Source organism: Actinomyces sp. Z16, from assembly GCF_003111765.1.
In the GTDB taxonomy this organism is placed as follows: domain Bacteria; phylum Actinomycetota; class Actinomycetes; order Actinomycetales; family Actinomycetaceae; genus Actinomyces; species Actinomyces glycerinitolerans.
Window position 1 is genome coordinate 3384734 of record NZ_CP027862.1, and the last position, 16959, is coordinate 3401692.

Consider the following 16959-nt stretch of genomic DNA (forward strand, 5'->3'; position numbering starts at 1 on the left):
CTGTGCCCGAGCTGTGCAGGTCCGGGACATGGTCGTCATTCACATCACTGCGGTTCCGACCACTCGGGCGTCGGCCGCGCCACCGTCAACCGGTGACCAGCGGTAGCCCCGCGAGGACGGATCCCAGGGCGAGCAGCTCGCGGGGAAGGTACTCGGCCACCGTCAGCCCGACGACGTCGGCCGCCTCGCCGAGGTCGGCAATCAGGCGGTGCACCTGGGCGGCAGTGAGCCCGCCGGATACCCGCCCGAGACCGAGGGCGACCTCGTCGGCGTCGATCGTGTCGACGTCGAAGTGGATAGCCAGGCGGGAGGCGCCGGTGGCGTGGAGCCAGTCGATGAGGGGGCGGGTGTCCACGCGCAGATCATCCGGCCCGAAGGCGGTAATGCCCCAGCTCGACACGTGCTCGTCGCAGTCGGGCTCCCACTCGTGCAGGCCGGCCCAGGCGATGCGGGAGGGGTCGATGCGGGACGGCAGATGTGACAGGACCTCGGCATCGCCCCTGCCGGCCAGGGCGGTTACGGCCATGGCGTGGTAGCCGTCGTAGCCGGTGTCGGGGGTGTCGACGTCGGGGTGGGAGTCGATCCAGACCACGGCGAGGTCGTCGCCGTACTTGTTGGCGAGCCAGGCGAATGGGGCGACGGAGACGGAGCACTCGCCGCCGATGGTGAGGATGCGCTCGACGCCCGGGTGGGAGTCGATGGTCCGCAGGGCGGCGTCGATGCCGGCCAGGATGGCGCTGCGCGATTCGATGCCGCCGGTGGAGCCCTCGGGGCCGTCCGGGCCGGCGAGCTCGGTCAGATCGACGGGGACCGTCGCGGTGGGGCCGGCGGCGGGCGGGAGCAGGGCGGCCAGGGCACGGGCGCCGGCCATGTAGCCGCGACGGGCGACCGGCGCCGGGAGTTCCGGGACGAGCGCGCCGGCGTTGGCATAGCCGGCACCCTGCCATTGGGGCCAGACCAGCCGCAGGGTGGCGGGGTCGTCGTTGGGCGGGTAGGAGGGGAGGAATCCGGGGACGGGCTGCGCTGCGCTCACGGCTTCAGAGTAGGCGTAAGAGAGGAACAGCCAGCAATAGACCACTAGACGTACTACGTCTGCCGTAGTACGTTGGACGTATGAACATAGTCGCGACCCGCCGCCGACCCCCAGGGCCGGAGCACCCCGCGGAAGGCCGTCATGATTAGCGCCGACGCCATCCGCGGCTACATCGACCTGATCGCGCTCACACTGTTGCGCGACCGTCCCTCCTACGCCTACGAGCTCGCCAAGACCATCGCCGAGGTGGCACAGGGGCAGTACACGATCAAGCAGACCACGCTGTACTCCGCACTCAAACGCCTGGAGTCGGCGGGACTGGTCTCCTCCTTCGCGGACACCAGCGAGTCGGGCAAGCCCCGCACCTACTACCGCCTCACGGACGCCGGACGCACCCACCTGACGGACAAGCTCGCCGAGTGGGAGGACACCAAGGCCCTCATCGACCGCTTCGCCCTGTACGCCTCCGCTCACCCCTCCTCCGCTGAGCCCTGATCCACCGACCGCCCGTAAAGGCGCGAACCACCCGCCCCCCTCCAAGCAGACAAGGAACCCATGATGGACACCATCGACACTTTTCTCGAGGCCATGTTCGCCCCCTACCCAGCCACCCCGCGCCTGCTGGAGGCCAAGCAGGAGCTCCACGCCATGATGGAGGACGCCTACGCCGACGCCATCGCCTCCGGGAAGTCACACAACGAGGCGGTCGGGTCGGTGATCACCGACTTCGGCAATCTGGAGGAACTGGCGCCCGTGCTCGGCATCCTTCCCGATATCCGTGGCGCCGAGGCCGGGACGACCGCTGCTGGCGAGCACGGCGCCGCGAGCAGCAGCGACACCGGCACCCCGACCACGCCCGGCACGACGTCGTCGGAGTACCCCGTCATCACACTGCCGGAGGCGCAGGCACTGGCCGAGGCGCGTCGCACCACCGGCACCCTGCTCGGCAATGGCGTCGCCCTGTGCGTGCTGGCGGCGGTGCCGTTGTTCCTGCTCCCCGGTCTGTCGCGGGACGACGGCCTGGGTCTCATCCCCCTGGACGAGGACCAGGCTTCAACGCTCGGACTCGTTCTGACGCTTGTCCTAGTGGCGCTCGCGGTATCCGTGCTGATACGCCGCCACCGGGCCTTCACCGGCCTCACCCACCTGACGGACGGAAAGTTCACGCGTAATCCGGTTGTCTCCGCTTGGACCGCGAGACTGCGGCTGGAGCACGAGGGAGTGCGGTCGCGGGCGCTGAGCATCGCCGTCGCCCTGTGGATCATGGCTCCAATCCCCACCGTGGGGGCAGGCATCCTATTCCAGGAGTCAGCCGACCGCTCCGGGCCGCCGCTGGGTCTAGTCCTCACCCTGTTCATGGTCGCGGCCGGTCTGCGGATCTTCCTGCCGACCACCTGGGCGTCCATGACGCATACGACCGTCACCGAGGAGGGCCGTCCCGCCGACGCCGCACCCACCTGGCGCAACCCCGAGGAGAACCCGTTCATTGAGGCGATCGCCGGGCCGTACTGGATCGGCTGCGTGGCCATCTACCTCGCCTGGTCCTTCATCGGCTCCAGCTGGGACATCAGCTGGATAATCTGGCCGATTGCGGGCGCCCTGTTCGGCGCGATCGCCGCAGGCGAGGCCGGCCTGCGGTCCTGGCGCTCCCGCTAACAAACCGACGTGCCGCAGCGTCCCCGCATCGCCGATATCGGTAGAAGCTGTTGCGGCGAGAGTAGCCTGGCGCATGTAGGCACTGCGAGTTCGAGGAGGAACGTCTCATGCTCGTCAACCAACACGCAGGCTCACCGAACCGAAGGACGCCGACTACGTGCGAGCGCTCCGGTGCCGACCGATTCCCTGGGAAGCGCTCGAGTTCGCGGCGTGACGCGGTTTTCTTACCATTCGCCGAGCAGGGCACCGTGGCTGAGTAATGCGTTTCAACGGCAGCGCTCGCGAGATCAGGTACAATCCTTGGCATGCTGCGGCAAAATTAGCGAGCTGTCTTCCCGGTCTCCACGACCGGGCTCCATTGAGGCACGTTCACCGACGCCGAGGATGACAAGGGCGTCAAGTCTTCCCGGTCTCCACGACCGGGCTCCATTGAGGCGTCGACCCAGTGGTCGTGGAGTACCCGGGCGCGGTGGTCTTCCCGGTCTCCACGACCGGGCTCCATTGAGGCTACTCTGGCGCGAACATCATCATCACCACTCCCGAGGTCTTCCCGGTCTCCACGACCGGGCTCCATTGAGGCTGATCGACTCCGTCGCTGACGGTGGCCCTGCCGTGCGTCTTCCCGGTCTCCACGACCGGGCTCCATTGAGGCTGTGGTGACGTCTCGCCCGGTGTTGTGGGCCTCGCCCGTCTTCCCGGTCTCCACGACCGGGCTCCATTGAGGCGGCACCAACCCCTCGCGCGAGCTGTACGGCTACGACGTCTTCCCGGTCTCCACGACCGGGCTCCATTGAGGCCTGAAGACCATCAATCCCTTCCGCGACAGCGGGGATGTCTTCCCGGTCTCCACGACCGGGCTCCATTGAGGCGGGACCACTCTTTCAGGTTGACATAGCCGCGCTCGGTCTTCCCGGTCTCCACGACCGGGCTCCATTGAGGCCCGCTACATCGCTTACGACCAGCATTCGATCCACGGGTCTTCCCGGTCTCCACGACCGGGCTCCATTGAGGCCCGCTACTATCGGCGACGAGCCCCAGCAATTGGTCGAGTCTTCCCGGTCTCCACGACCGGGCTCCATTGAGGCACGTCGCCGCCGAAAAACTCTAGTGGCCGGTCGAAGTCTTCCCGGTCTCCACGACCGGGCTCCATTGAGGCCGGCCCTGATCCGCAACCCTTGACGGCTCAGTAACCGCGTCTTCCCGGTCTCCACGACCGGGCTCCATTGAGGCCTCGCTATCGTAAGCGCGCGAGACATATTCCAGGTCTTCCCGGTCTCCACGACCGGGCTCCATTGAGGCCAGCGTGGACATAACCATCTCACTCGGCGTCATGGTCGTCTTCCCGGTCTCCACGACCGGGCTCCATTGAGGCCGGTCGAACAGGTCAATACCGCCCGCACGCTCGGAGGTCTTCCCGGTCTCCACGACCGGGCTCCATTGAGGCTAGGGCTTGGTCTGACAATCCGCCTTCAATCGCGCTAGTCTTCCCGGTCTCCACGACCGGGCTCCATTGAGGCGCGGAGTTGGTTGCCGCCGTCGCGTAATTCTCATTGCGTCTTCCCGGTCTCCACGACCGGGCTCCATTGAGGCGAGGGTGGTCAGTCCCACCACAGCCACCAGCCGGTGGGTCTTCCCGGTCTCCACGACCGGGCTCCATTGAGGCCGACTATGCGCTGCACCGCTATCAGGTGCCTGCCGGTCTTCCCGGTCTCCACGACCGGGCTCCATTGAGGCCCATTGCCGTTGGCAACGACCAGCTCGTCGGCGAGCGTCTTCCCGGTCTCCACGACCGGGCTCCATTGAGGCGACATCTTGGCTGACACGGGGGCGCTGTCGGGTAGCCGTCTTCCCGGTCTCCACGACCGGGCTCCATTGAGGCAGGGCGATGGTCTCGGTAATGTCGATCTCCTTGCCGGTCTTCCCGGTCTCCACGACCGGGCTCCATTGAGGCTTGACGTCCTCCAGCGCGAGCGCGTCGACGACAGCGGTCTTCCCGGTCTCCACGACCGGGCTCCATTGAGGCATCCGCCGGCGCGGCACCCTGTACATCGTCGGCGAGTCTTCCCGGTCTCCAAGGCCGGGCTCCATTGAGGCCGGTTTCGATGAGCGCCTGGACGGTCTCGATCTCGGGTCTTCCCGGTCTCCACGACCGGGCTCCATTGAGGCCAGAATCCGCACCGGGCAGTCGTGCAGGATCTCCAGGTCTTCCCGGTCTCCAAGGCCGGGCTCCATTGAGGCTAGGCGAAGTTGTCGGACTCGTACTCCAGCGCCCGGGGTCTTCCCGGTCTCCAAGGCCGGGCTCCATTGAGGCGTGACCGTGCACGTGCTGCGGCCGGTGGCCGGCGTGTCTTCCCGGTCTCCAAGGCCGGGCTCCATTGAGGCCCTGGCCAGTCGGTGTGCATGACGGTGCGCATGCTTGTCTTCCCGGTCTCCACGACCGGGCTCCATTGAGGCGGGGTACTGATAAACCAAACCCAACCAGACCTGATCGTCTTCCCGGTCTCCACGACCGGGCTCCATTGAGGCTTGGGTGGTCTGCCGGCCCGTGAGATGCCTCTGCTAGTCTTCCCGGTCTCCACGACCGGGCTCCATTGAGGCGAGTCGATGGTGCGCCAGACGCCCTTCTCCTTGCTTGTCTTCCCGGTCCCCAAGGCCGGGCTCCATTGAGGCAGTAGCTCCTGGGTGGCAAACTTCTGCCAGGTCTGGTCTTCCCGCCGGGCTCCATTGAGGCACAGCACCCGTCAACGCCGCCGCGAGGGTGCGCGCGTCTTCCCGGTCTCCAAGGCCGGGCTCCATTGAGGCGTCCCGCGGTGGCCCAGATCGAACCAATGCCCAACAAGTTTTCCCGGTCTCCAAGGCCGGGCTCCATTGAGGCATGTGGTCGGCAGCGGCATTGGTGAAGCTCAGCACCGTCTTCCCGGTCCCCACGACCGGGCTCCACTGAAGCGCGGCGACAAAACGGGCTTCTTCGACTCGGGGAGTGGAGTGGGGACGTGACGTGGTGTTTGGCACCTGCGATGTCGGATGCTGGCCTGCTCGCCGGCCACCGTCGACGCCGGGCAGCTTGCCGCTGGCGAGTATTCCGGCGGGCGAAGGCAGGGAGTGTCCAGATCTATGACAAACGATGTAGGAGACGGCACCAGCCGCGGGCAGAACGTTGGAATCATGCGGGTGTCAGATCGGCTCTCGCGGCCGTAGGCGGCGTTTGTCATCGATTTTGACAACCATAGGAGCATCATTCCGTCCCACGGCGGGGCACACACCCCACACCACCCACACCCACTAACCAGAAGAGCCCCTTCACGGATACCACAACGACCGGCAGGTTGTGGGTCTCGGCGCGCTCACGCAACCGGGCCAGCAGGCCGTCTCCGGACACGCGCGGCAGCATGCCACTCCACCCGGCGGTTTCCAGTCTGGGCCGTCTCCGGACACGCGCGGCAACGTGAGGTCCACAGGGACGACGTCGATCCCCCCGGCCGCGCTCCGCTCCAGCGCGGCGGCGGCCTCAACGACCAGGACTGCGGGGCCCCATACCGCCGAACGCCGATGATGACAACCACCGCAACCGTGGCCAGAAACAAGCGAAGCCCCCGGGACCTTGTGGGTCCCGAGGGCCATCGCCGTGGCTCCGACCGGCGTCGATCCGGTGACCTTTCGATTTTCAGTCGAACGCTCTACCAACTGAGCTACAGAGCCGAGGTGCGCGATCGCCCAGCCGTTTCCGACTGAGCGACCCGCATCCGCGACCTCGACGGGACTTGAACCCGCGACCTCCGCCGTGACAGGGCGGCGCGCTAACCAACTGCGCCACGAGGCCAATATGTCATCACTTACGTGAATCGTACCCCCAACGGGATTCGAACCCGTGTTACCGCCGTGAAAGGGCGGGGTCCTAGGCCGCTAGACGATGGGGGCCCGGTGCCCTTGGCGTCGTCGCGCCTTGAACCGGGATGTACGGTATTGGGGCGGGACCCGTCCGCGCAAATCTTACGGGCGTGACTCTGCTCACCGCCCGTCGAAGTCCCGCAGACAGCCTCCCCCAAACGGCCGCCGGCCGGCGCATGGCAGGCTGTTCCCATGACCCCGATCCGCCTGTCCGACGCCGAGTTCGAGTCCGCCGTCGCCGACGCCCTGGACGCCATCCCGGAGGAACTGGCCGCCGAAATGGACAACGTGGTGGTGCTGGTCCAGGACGAACCGGATGCGGACATGCTCGGCCCCGGCGACTACGACGCCGCCGGCCACCCCACCCTGCTGGGCCTGTACGACGGCGTGCCGCTGACCGAGCGCGGCGCCGACTGGTCCCTGGCGCTGCCCGATCGCATCCTCATCTTCCAGGGCCCGCTGCAGCGCTGGTGCCGCAGCCGGGAGGAACTGGTGGAGCAGGTGGCGGTAACCGTGATTCATGAGGTCGGCCACCACTTCGGCATCTCCGACGCCCGCCTGCACGAGCTCGGCTGGGAGTAGGCGTACACATTCACACGGGGCGCAAGCTTCACTCCCGGCGCGATTACGTGTGACACTACCGTTATGACCACAGTTGCACCCGGGGAATCCTCCTCGCCCGAGGCGCGTCACCTGAGCACCTCATCCACGCCGCCCCGCCGCGAGACACGCATGAGCCGCCGTCACCCGGAGGGGCTGATGGCTCACGGACCGGTCGGGGATCCGGTGGTAACCGCCCGCAACCTGTCCAAGCTCTTCGGCAACGGCGAGAGCGCGGTCACGGCCCTGGAGTCGGTGGACGCGCATATCGCTCAAGGCCGCTTCACCGCCATCCTGGGCCCCTCCGGCGCAGGCAAGACGACCCTGCTGCGCTGCCTGGCGGGCCTGGAGACGCCCACCTCGGGGACGATCATCCTCGACGACGAAGAGATATCCCTGCTGAACCAGCGGCGCCTGACCCGCCTGCGGCGTGAACGGATCGGCCTGATCTTCCAGTCCCACAACCTCGTCCCCTCCCTGAGCGTTGTCGAGAACATCACCCTGCCGCTGACGCTGGCCCGGCGGCCCATCGAGACCGCGCGCCTGGACCGGATCGTCGACGTCGTCGGCCTGCGGGGCCGTCTCGATTACCGCCCCGACGAGCTCAGTCCGGAAATGGCCCAGCGAGTGGCCAGTGCCCGCGCACTCCTCGGCGCTCCGGCGGTGGTGCTCGCCGACGAGCCGACCGGCTCCCTCGGCTCGCCGGCCGCCACGCAGATCCTGCGCATCCTGCGCACCGCGGTCGACGAACTGGAGCAGAGCGTCATCGTCGCCACTCACAACGCCGACGTGGCCGCCCACGCGGACACCGTCCTGTTCCTGCAAGACGGCAATATCGTTGCCGAGATGAATCAGCCGGACCGGGATCGGCTCCTGGATGCTCTACACGATCTGGGCGACACGGCCAACGCCAGCATCGGCGTCGGCAACGTCGAGCGGGAGGTCTCGCAGGTGGAGGAGGCCTGGGCGCAACCGCTCGGCGCTCGAGGATCCGCCCGCTCCCACACCCGCGGTAACCGTCCCCACGACTGGGACGACCCCGGTGAGCGCCCCCGCCCCGGAAGGTCCGCACGCGACTACGACGCCGCCCCCCACGACTGGGACGACCCCGGCAACCGTCCGACCCGACCCGGGCGACGGCCGCATCGGGCCGCCGGATCCGGCGGCGCCGGAGCGGACGGCGCAGACCGCAACGACCCCTGGGGCTACCAGTGATCCGGGCGGCCTGGCGCGGCGTGCGCATGCGGCCCGGTCCCGCTCTCCTGCTTGCCGTGGTCGTCGCCGCGGCCACGGTCATCATGGTCGGCGCCTTCGCGCTTGTCGCCGCCGACCGGGACGGCGGATCGGTGGTAAGCGGACAGGCCGACTCGTTGGCTCGGGCCGGCACAAATGCACTGGTGCTGGGCCTCGGCGGCTTGACGGGACTCATGCTCGCGCTGATCGTCGCCGAGGCGTTCAGCACGAGCCTGCGTCGGCGCGCCGGGGTGTTCGCGCTCCTGCGGGCCACCGGGGCGTCCACGTCGCTGTTGGCGGGGGCCATCCTCCTCCAGGCGCTCGTCATCGGCCTGTTGGGCAGTGCGCTCGGCCTGCTCGGCAGCATCGTGGCGCCGCGCCTGCTCACCGCCGAACTCGCCTCGGCCCTCAAGCCGACCTGGGACTCCGGCGAGGCGCTGCTGCCGCAGGAGCTCGCCGTCGGCACGGCCCTACTGGCCACGCTCATCGGCTCCCTGCCGCCCGCCTTACGCGCAGTCACCGCCCCACCGGGGACGACGCCGGCCGCGCCCTCCAAACCGCAGCAGCCACCGCCGGCACGCGGCGTCATCGGCGCAGTGTTGCTTGTTGTGGGTGCGGTTGGCAGCGTCGTGGTCTGGCGCGTGGATGCCCTGCCTCACCGCGTCGGCGTGCTGTGGGCAGCGGCCGGAGTGCTGCTCGTCGGGCTGCTCATTGCACTGCCGCAGGCGGTGCGCGCGCTGGTCGCCGTATTGGGACTGCCGGCGCGACTCGGTTCCAGCGGCCGGCTGGCGCTGCGGCAAATGACGGCAACACCCCGCAGTGCGGCCGCCATCGCGGTGGCCCCGCTGCTCGCCACTGCGACGGTCTGCGCGGGCGCGCCGCTCGCCGTCTCACTGCGCGCCACCGTGGCGGATGAGGCCGTCCCCGGACGGGCGGCTGCACAACTGGATGTACTGCCCGCGTTGCTGATCTGTGTGAGCGCACTCGCCGGTCTGTGCGCAGCCGGAGCCCTGGCGGCATCGGCCGCTGAGCGGACGGGTGAGAGTGCGCTCATGCGAGCGGTAGGGCAGGGCCGCGGGCAGCGGGCCGCGCAGCTCCTGTGTGAATTCACTCTCGCCTGCGTAGCCGGACTGGTCCTGGGCGCGGCGACCGGACTGCTGCTGGCCGGGGCGGGAGGAGCCGTGCTGGCCGACCAGGGAATTGGCGGCTTCGCGATCCCCTGGCGGCAACTGCTGCCACTGCTGGCGATCGGCTGCGGCGTCGGCGTGCTATCCGCGCTGGCACCGGTGCTGAAACCAGCACCGCGAGTCGTGTCAACCACAGAACCGGACGGGGCGCCTGCATAACCCCGCCCCAGTCCGTTAGCATGCCATTACCTTCCCGTAAGCCCGCGATGAGGTGGTCGACTCTTGTCGGCTCTCGCCGCACCCGGCCACTGGAGGTACCAAACCCGCCCGCGCCTGTTGAGGAATGCCATGGCGAAAACCACCATCTTCATCTTTCATCCCGATCTCAGCCAGTCCACCATCAACCTGCGCCTGGCGCAGGCGGCGGAGGGACTGGAAGGAGTCGAGATCCGCGACATGTACGCCCTGTACCCCGACTTCAACTTCGACGTCGAGGCCGAGCAGGACTTGCTGGAACGCACCGATCGGATCGTGCTTCAGTTCCCGATCCAGTGGTACTCCAGTCCGCCGCTGTTGAAGAAGTGGGAGGACGACGTCCTGACCTGGGGATGGGCCTACGGCACCAACGGAGACGCCCTGCAGGGCAAGGAGCTGCTGCTGGCCGTGTCCGCCGGCGCCGTGGCCGCACACTACCGGCGCTTCGACACCCGCCGTTCGGTGACCGACGTGCTGTTCCGACGGCGTCGGCGCGATCGGGACGCCGCCTCCTCCGGCTACACCATGAACGACGTGCTGCGCCCCTTCCAGGCCACCAGCGTCATCATCGGCACCGACTACCTGGAGCCCTTCGTCACCCCGGGGGCGACGACGATGCACACCGCCGACCTGGAGGCGCGGGCCAAGGCCTACGCCCGCTACGTGACCTCACGCAAGCTGCGCATCCTGGACACCTACCAGTAGCGCCCGCCGCTCGGCCGGTGTCGGGGCCCCGACACCGGCCGGCTCCCGGCACGGGCACCCCGGCATGGACCGGAACCCGCGCCGACGCCTATTCCCGCCTTCGAAGCGTCCCTTCCCACACCGATCGGGCGGCGCCCGTTTGCTCGGGGGCGGCTAGCCTCATGCCACCATGGCCGACTCTCGAATGCCCCGCGCCGCCGTCCGACGGCTGCTGCCGCAGCCCGACGCCCCGCTCCCCCAGCCGCCCGTCGGCACGTCACCGGGGAGACTGCTGCGCTGGCTGCTGCGCCGTGCCGCCGCACCGCTGGCAGTCGCCACCGCGGCGGCGATCGTCTCCAGCATTATCCAGGCGATCGTGCCGTCCTTCCTCGGCGCCGCCCTGGACGCGGGCATCGAGCATGGCCTGAACCCGCGCGTGTGGGCGATTGCGCTGACCCTGCTGGGGCTGTTCGTGGTCTACGCGGTGGGTGACACCCTGCTGTCCTACTTCCGTGTGCACGGGTGGATGCGAATCAACTTCGACATCACGCGTCTGGTGGGGCGGCAGGTGTCCACCACCGGCGCCGACTTGCCCCGGCAGGTCTCCTCCGGGGAGGTCGCCTCAATCGTCGCCTCGGACGCCCAGTACATCGGAAACTTCGCCGAGCGGCTGCCGGAGCTGATCGGGTCCGCCTGCGCCTTCCTGGTGGTGGCGGTGGTCATGCTGAGCACGTCGGTGCGGCTGGGCGTGATCGTGCTGGTGGGGATGCCGGTGGTGGCGTGGGCGATCACCCCGGTTATCCGGCCGTTGCAACGTCGCCAGTCGGTGCAGCGGGAGGCACAGTCGGCACTTACCACCATCACCACCGACACGGTGGCGGGTCTGCGGATTCTGCGCGGGATCGGCGGGGAGGACGTGTTCGCCCACCGCTACCGGGAGGCCTCCCAGGAGCTGCGGCGCCGTGGCGTCGACGTCGCCGGGGCCCAGTCGCTGTTGATGAGCCTGCAGGTGCTGCTGCCGGGACTGTTCGTCGCCGTCGTCGTGTGGGCGGCGGCCCGCATGGCCATCACCGGGGCGATCACGGCCGGTGAACTGGTCACCTTCTACGGCTACACCGCCTACCTGTCCTGGCCACTGATGGTCTTCTCCTACTCGGTGCAGGACTTCACACGCGCCCTGGTGGGCAGTCGGCGCCTGGCGCGCCTGCTCGCGGTTGAACCGGTCGCCGGGGGCGTTGCCGAACGGCTGGTGCTCGATCCGGCCCGCCCGGTGCCGGTCGACGGCGAGCTGGTGGACTCCGCCTCGGGGGTGGTGCTGGCGCCCGGGCGCATGACCGCGCTTGTCGCCGCCGATCCGGATGCCTCCGCCGCGCTGGCCACCCGCCTGGGCCGCTTCGACGACGCGGCTCCGGCCGTCACGCTCGCCGGGCGGGCCCTGACCGACATGCCCTTGGAGCAGGTGCGCGCCTCGATCGTGGTCTCCGGGGCGACGGCGCAGCTGTTCACCGGCACCCTGCGCGAGGCGCTGGACGTGCGCGGCGGGGCGGCACCCGCACCGGTTGACGTTGACACTCTGGTGGCCGCCGAACGAGAGCGGTCCGGGGTCGCCGATGTGGACCAGAACGTGCACGCGGCGGTGACCCGCGCGGACGGCGACGAGCGCCTGCTGGCCGCCCTGGAGGTGGCCGACGCCCACGACGTTCTCTCCTCCCTGGACCTGGGGCTGGCGGGCATGATCACCGAGCGGGGGCGGTCACTGTCCGGCGGGCAACGGCAGCGCGTGGCGTTGGCCCGGGCGCTGCTCACGCAGGCGCCTACGCTGGTACTGATCGAGCCGACCAGCGCTCTGGACTCGCATACGGAGGCCCGGGTGGCGCGGCGGGTACGCGCCGCCCGCACGGGGCGCACCACGATCGTCACCACCGCCTCCCCGCTGGTGCTGGAGGTCTGCGATGAGGTCGTCTTCCTCGACGACGCCGGCCGCGAGCGCCTGCGCGCCCCGCACCGGGAGCTGCTGGCCCGCGCCCGGGCCGGTGACCCCGACGCCGTCGCCTACCGCGCCGTCGTCGCCCGGGCCACGGGGGAGCAACCGCAGGCGGGCGCGACCCAAACCCCGCGGACCCCGCCGTCGGCGCGACCGAACGCCGTCGCCCCCACCGAGGAGGCGACCCGCTGATGGCACTGCCCGTAGCCCCCGGCAAGGTGGCCATGCGCAAGACCTTCGGGATCATGGCCTCCTACCGCATGCGCTTCGTGTGGGTGCTGGTGTTGCAGATCACGGCGGTGCTGGCCACTTTGGTGGCCCCGCAGCTGCTGGGTCGGCTGGTGACTCGCGTGTCCGCGGGCACCGCCACCGTCGACTACGTCGACAAGATCGTCCTGGTGATCGTCTTGGTCACGCTAGTCGGCGCGATTATCAATCGGTTCGCCCAGCTGCGTGCACGCACGCTCGGGGAGTCGGTGTTCGCCGACCTGCGTGAGCGCATGATGACCCGCGTGGTGCACCTGCCCCTGTCCGCCGTCGAGTCCGCGGGGACCGGCGACCTGGTGGGGCGGACCACCAATGACGTCTCCCGCATCGAGTTCCTGGTGCGGGTGGGCGTGCCCCAGATCATGGTGTGTACGGTGACGATCGTGTTCACGATCGCCGCGGCGGCGGTGTCGGATCCGCTGCTGGCGGCGGGGCTGCTGCTGGTGGGCCCTCCGGTGTGGGCGATGATGAGCTGGTACTTGCCGATCTCGGTGCCCGCCTACCGTGCCGGCTCTGCCGCCGATGCGCGAGTCAACGGCGTCGTCTCCGAGACTGTCGACCACGCCTTCACCGTCGACGCCCTGGGGATTGGCCGCCGCCGGGAGGAGGTCATCGCCGCGTCGATCGCGGAGGCCTGGAGCCTGGAGAAGTTCACCGCCTGGCTGCGACTGCGCCTGTACCTGGTGCTGGACGTGGCCTGGCGCGCGCCGGTGGTGGTGATCCTGTTGTGGGGCGGTTTCCTGGCCTCCCGCGGCTGGGCGAGCCTGGGGGCGATCACCACCGTGACCCTGTACGCCATGGAGCTGCGCAAGCCGATCGGCCAGCTGATGTACTGGATCGACCAGGTGCAGGTGTCCCAGGCGTCGCTCACGCGCATCCTGGGGGTGGAGGAGGTGCCCGAGGACCGTACTCCCACCGGGGCCGTGCCCGAGGACACGCGTATGCGTCTGCGCGATGTCCGCTTCTCCTACCGCCGGGGCGTGGAGGTGCTGCACGGCATCGACCTGGATCTGGTGCCCGGGGAGCGGCTCGCCGTCGTCGGCCCGTCGGGCTCTGGCAAGTCGACGCTGGGGCGAATGCTGGCGGGCATCAACCCGCCCACCTCCGGGTCGGTGACGGTGGGAGGTGTGCCGTTGACGGACTTGACGGAGACGGAGCTGCGCCGGCATGTGGCCCTGGTGACACAGGAACAGCACGTGTTCTCCGGCACGATCGCCGACAACGTGCGCCTGGGCCGCCCGGACGCGGACGACGCCACCATTGCCCGCGCGATCACGGCCATCGGCGCGCAGGCGTGGGTGGAGGCGCTACCCGATGGCATGCACACGCGGGTTGGCTCGGGAAACCTGACGCTCACGCCCGCGCAGGCCCAGGAGGTGGCGCTGGCACGATTGGTGCTGCTCGATCCTCATACGCTGATCCTGGACGAGGCGACCTCCCTGCTGGACCCCCACGCCGCGCGCACCCTGGAGCGGACGCTGTCCACGGCGCTGGCTGGGCGCACGGTGATCGAGGTGGCGCACCGGCTGTACACCGCGCAGGACGCGGACCGGGTGGCCGTCATGCTGGATGGGCGGATCGTGGAGCTGGGTACGCATGACGAACTGGTCGCCCGCGGCGGGGAATACGCGAGCCTGTGGGAGGCCTGGAGCCAGGAGTAGGCCCGCCCTCCACATGGGAAAGCGAGTGCCACGCCGTTGGACCGCTGAGCCCCCGTTGGACCGCCGCGCCCCGGTTGGACCGCTGCGCCCCCGATGGACCGCCGTAGCCGCCGGTTACGGCGGTCCAACCGCGCGTAAGCGGTCCAACCGCGCGTAAGCGGTCCAACCGCGCGTGAGCGGTCCAACCGGGCTGAACCGCATCAGCGCACAGGGCGGATACCGGCTCCAGCAAGGATCTCCAGCAGACCTTGTTCCCTCCAGGCGTCGTCCCAAAGCCAACGTACGACTCGCATGCCGGTAGCGCTCTCAATGTCAAGCTCTCGGCGCCGCTCGGCGAGTAGGACCTCATCCACCGGTCTGCCCGTCAGCTCCCGTCCGTACTTAACCCGACCGTCGAACTCCCCGATCACGCCGTGCTCAGGCCAGATGAAGTCCACCCGTCCAAGCAGCCCGCCGTGCTGATCCCGCACCGGCTCCTGCAAAGCGGGCATGGGTAGGTGATGTTCGATCATCACCGCCCGGCTCAGGCTCTCTCCCGGTGACTCGGCATTCGGATCGGCCACCTCGATCGTCCGGTACAGCCTTGGTCGTCCCCGCGAGCGCTCCGGAGCCGCAGCGGCGATATCCTCCTTCGTCACTCGACCGGCTCTCAGCATGGCGTCAAAGCCGGCCAGTACATCGCGCAGTGGGCGACGACGTCCAAGATCCGCCAAGGTCTGCGCCACCGAGGCCACCGGGACGCCATCGTCCAGCACGGTCTGGAAGCCGTGGCCGGCACGCAGCGTACGAATCCCCGACGACATTCGTCCACCGTCGCGCCCGGGTCGTACCACCTGCACCTGCTGAGGAATCGCTCCTACGAGAGGGATGCCGTGTATCACGGCAGCAGACTCCCTGGCCAGTACGGCACCATCCAGTGCCCCGGTGAGTCGGGCAGCGATCACCTTGACCACGTGTGCCTGCTGCCTACTCAAACTGCTGAACTCACTTCGCCGCACGTAGACACCGCGACGGATACGAATGAGTTCTCCTCCAGAACGCGCGGCTTCTTGAGCGAGGACGTCGCTACGCCGCCCCTGTCCGGCGAGATCCGAAGACAAAATGATCGGAATCGGTGAAGTCCACATGTTTCCACTGTGCACACCGGCAGTGGCGCGCATCCGAAGGCCTGTGAATGCGCCGAGCGGTGCCCTGCGCGAACCCGGCCTGTGGACCTTGGTGAACTTCGGCGACGCGGCCGCCCTCCACATGGGAAAGCGAGTGCCACGCCGTTGGACCGCTGAGCCCCCGTTGGACCGCCGCGCCCCCGTTGGACCGCCGTAGCCGCCGGTTACGGCGGTCCAACCGCGCGTGAGCGGTCCAACCGCGCGTGAGCGGTCCAACCGCGCGTGAGCGGTCCAACCGCGCGTAAGCGGTCCAAGCAGATCCCCGGAGGCGCGCTCCCCGAGGACAGGGGCCGGGACACGACCACACCGACGCGCCGCAACGTCACCATTCGGTTGCACTACTCCTGCTGCCGACGAATCAGGCACTTACGCAGGGGCGGCAAGCTGCCGCTCAGGCCCGGCATGTGAGATTCTGGTGCAAGCAGTAGGAGCGGCCGTCCGCCGCCCCGGGATTGTTCATCAGCAGGCATGAGAAGGTCGGTTCCATGAGCCAGCAGGCCCAACAACCCAAACAGCCCCCAGCGGCGTCCTCGTCATCCGCCTCGGCGGCGCAGCCGACGCTCGGCGAGCTCGTGACCCGGATCTCGGACAACGTCTCCGCGCTGGTGCATGGTGAGATCGATCTGGCCAAGGCAAAGGGCAAGCGCATGGCCACCACCATGGGCGTGGGCGGTGCCCTGCTTGCCGTGGGCGGGGTCGTCGCCCTGTACGGCGTGGGCTTCCTGCTGGGAACCATCGTGGAGTTGATTGCGCTCGCGCTGCCCCTGTGGGCGGCTAAGCTCATCGTCGCCGTGGTGCTGCTGATCGTCGCCGCCATCGCCGCACTACTTGGCGTCAAGCGCCTCCAGGCCGCTAAGGCCGACATGCCCGACCCGAAGGGCGCCCTCCAGCATGATCTGAACACCGTCAAGTCCGCCGCCACCACCGGCTTCGAGAAGGGCAGCCAGCAGTGAGTGAGAACAATTCGGCCGCAGCGGCTACCCCGGAAGAGATCGAGGCCCGGCTGGCCGACCTGCGCGCATCGGTTGTGAACGACGTTGAGGAGCTGACTCAACGCCTGGCCCCCAACGCCCTCAAGGCGGTGGCCCGCTCCACCACCGAGGCAACCGTGGCCGACCTGCGCGAACGTGCCCGGTCGGCGGCCACCGGTCTGAAGGCCCGCCTGCAGGGCGACGCCGACGCTCCACTGGTGTCGGCCGACGCGCCGAGAACCGACAGCCTGTCACTCATCGAGCGGGCCCGGCGTCTGCTCGACGACGCCCAGGACGGAGATCCGCAGGCACTGGCCCTGGTCACCGGAGCCGTGGCGGGGCTGGCCGGGTTGAGCGTGTTCGCCCTGATCAAGGCCCTGCGCCGCTAGGCGCGCGCCGCCGCCATCCCGCGCGCCGCCCGACCCCGCCCACAC

The 16959-nt window shown here is 69.0% G+C and carries 12 protein-coding genes, 3 tRNA genes and 1 CRISPR repeat array; of the genes, 10 read left to right on the forward strand and 5 right to left on the reverse strand.

Annotation, left to right across the window (positions count from 1 at the left end; genetic code table 11):
- Nucleotides 1–85 precede the first annotated feature (85 nt).
- Nucleotides 86–1033, reverse strand: a complete 948-nt coding sequence (locus C3B71_RS14010) for an arginase family protein (RefSeq protein ID WP_108969981.1) — start codon at nt 1031–1033, stop codon at nt 86–88.
- 141 nt (nt 1034–1174) lie between these two features.
- On the opposite strand from C3B71_RS14010, the gene C3B71_RS14015 reads away from it, so the two are divergent.
- Nucleotides 1175–1528 (forward strand): PadR family transcriptional regulator, encoded by a 354-nt coding sequence (locus C3B71_RS14015; RefSeq protein WP_108968877.1) that lies wholly within the window; start codon nt 1175–1177, stop codon nt 1526–1528.
- Nucleotides 1529–1588: 60 nt separating this feature from the next.
- Nucleotides 1589–2689: a permease prefix domain 1-containing protein gene (locus C3B71_RS14020; protein ID WP_108968879.1), complete on the forward strand. Its 1101-nt coding sequence runs from the start codon at nt 1589–1591 to the stop codon at nt 2687–2689.
- Nucleotides 2690–3018: 329 nt separating this feature from the next.
- Nucleotides 3019–5360: a CRISPR direct-repeat array (repeat unit 36 nt; unit sequence GTCTTCCCGGTCTCCACGACCGGGCTCCATTGAGGC).
- A gap of 955 nt (nt 5361–6315) precedes the next feature.
- Here the strand turns inward: C3B71_RS14020 and C3B71_RS14035 are convergent.
- The 3 genes from C3B71_RS14035 to C3B71_RS14045 form a co-directional block, all read right to left on the reverse strand.
- Nucleotides 6316–6388, reverse strand: a tRNA-Phe gene (locus C3B71_RS14035).
- A 47-nt stretch (nt 6389–6435) separates the two neighbouring features.
- A tRNA-Asp gene (locus tag C3B71_RS14040) sits at nt 6436–6509 on the reverse strand.
- Nucleotides 6510–6534: 25 nt separating this feature from the next.
- Nucleotides 6535–6607: transfer RNA gene (locus C3B71_RS14045), tRNA-Glu, on the reverse strand.
- Nucleotides 6608–6769: 162 nt separating this feature from the next.
- Here C3B71_RS14045 and C3B71_RS14050 point away from each other — a divergent pair.
- The 6 genes from C3B71_RS14050 to C3B71_RS14075 all read left to right on the forward strand — a co-directional run bounded on the left by C3B71_RS14050 (nt 6770) and on the right by C3B71_RS14075 (nt 14388).
- The gene (locus tag C3B71_RS14050; RefSeq protein WP_073331078.1) at nt 6770–7159 is read left to right on the forward strand and encodes a metallopeptidase family protein; all 390 of its coding nucleotides are present in this window, start codon (nt 6770–6772) and stop codon (nt 7157–7159) included.
- A 63-nt stretch (nt 7160–7222) separates the two neighbouring features.
- A complete protein-coding gene (locus tag C3B71_RS14055; RefSeq protein ID WP_234415938.1) occupies nt 7223–8392 on the forward strand; it encodes an ABC transporter ATP-binding protein in 1170 nt (389 codons plus the stop codon).
- Nucleotides 8393–8418: 26 nt separating this feature from the next.
- Complete coding sequence (locus C3B71_RS14060; RefSeq protein WP_146752343.1) at nt 8419–9756, forward strand: FtsX-like permease family protein; 1338 nt, start codon at nt 8419–8421, stop codon at nt 9754–9756.
- A 129-nt stretch (nt 9757–9885) separates the two neighbouring features.
- On the forward strand, nt 9886–10497 hold the full coding sequence (locus tag C3B71_RS14065) for an NAD(P)H-dependent oxidoreductase (protein WP_073331086.1): 612 nt from the start codon (nt 9886–9888) through the stop codon (nt 10495–10497).
- Between the two features lie 169 nt (nt 10498–10666).
- The gene (locus C3B71_RS14070) at nt 10667–12652 is read left to right on the forward strand and encodes an ABC transporter transmembrane domain-containing protein (RefSeq protein WP_234415939.1); all 1986 of its coding nucleotides are present in this window, start codon (nt 10667–10669) and stop codon (nt 12650–12652) included.
- Complete coding sequence (locus C3B71_RS14075; protein ID WP_108968888.1) at nt 12652–14388, forward strand: ABC transporter ATP-binding protein; 1737 nt, start codon at nt 12652–12654, stop codon at nt 14386–14388. The genes C3B71_RS14070 and C3B71_RS14075 overlap by 1 nt, the downstream gene beginning before the upstream one ends.
- A 200-nt stretch (nt 14389–14588) precedes the next feature.
- On the opposite strand, the gene C3B71_RS14080 is transcribed toward C3B71_RS14075, so the two are convergent.
- A complete protein-coding gene (locus C3B71_RS14080) occupies nt 14589–15548 on the reverse strand; it encodes a type IV toxin-antitoxin system AbiEi family antitoxin domain-containing protein (protein ID WP_234415940.1) in 960 nt (319 codons plus the stop codon).
- 491 nt (nt 15549–16039) lie between these two features.
- On the opposite strand from C3B71_RS14080, the gene C3B71_RS14085 reads away from it, so the two are divergent.
- A complete protein-coding gene (locus tag C3B71_RS14085; protein ID WP_108969983.1) occupies nt 16040–16507 on the forward strand; it encodes a phage holin family protein in 468 nt (155 codons plus the stop codon).
- Nucleotides 16504–16914: a hypothetical protein gene (locus tag C3B71_RS14090; RefSeq protein WP_108968893.1), complete on the forward strand. Its 411-nt coding sequence runs from the start codon at nt 16504–16506 to the stop codon at nt 16912–16914. Before C3B71_RS14085 ends, C3B71_RS14090 begins: the two co-directional genes overlap by 4 nt.
- Nucleotides 16915–16959: the final 45 nt, after the last annotated feature.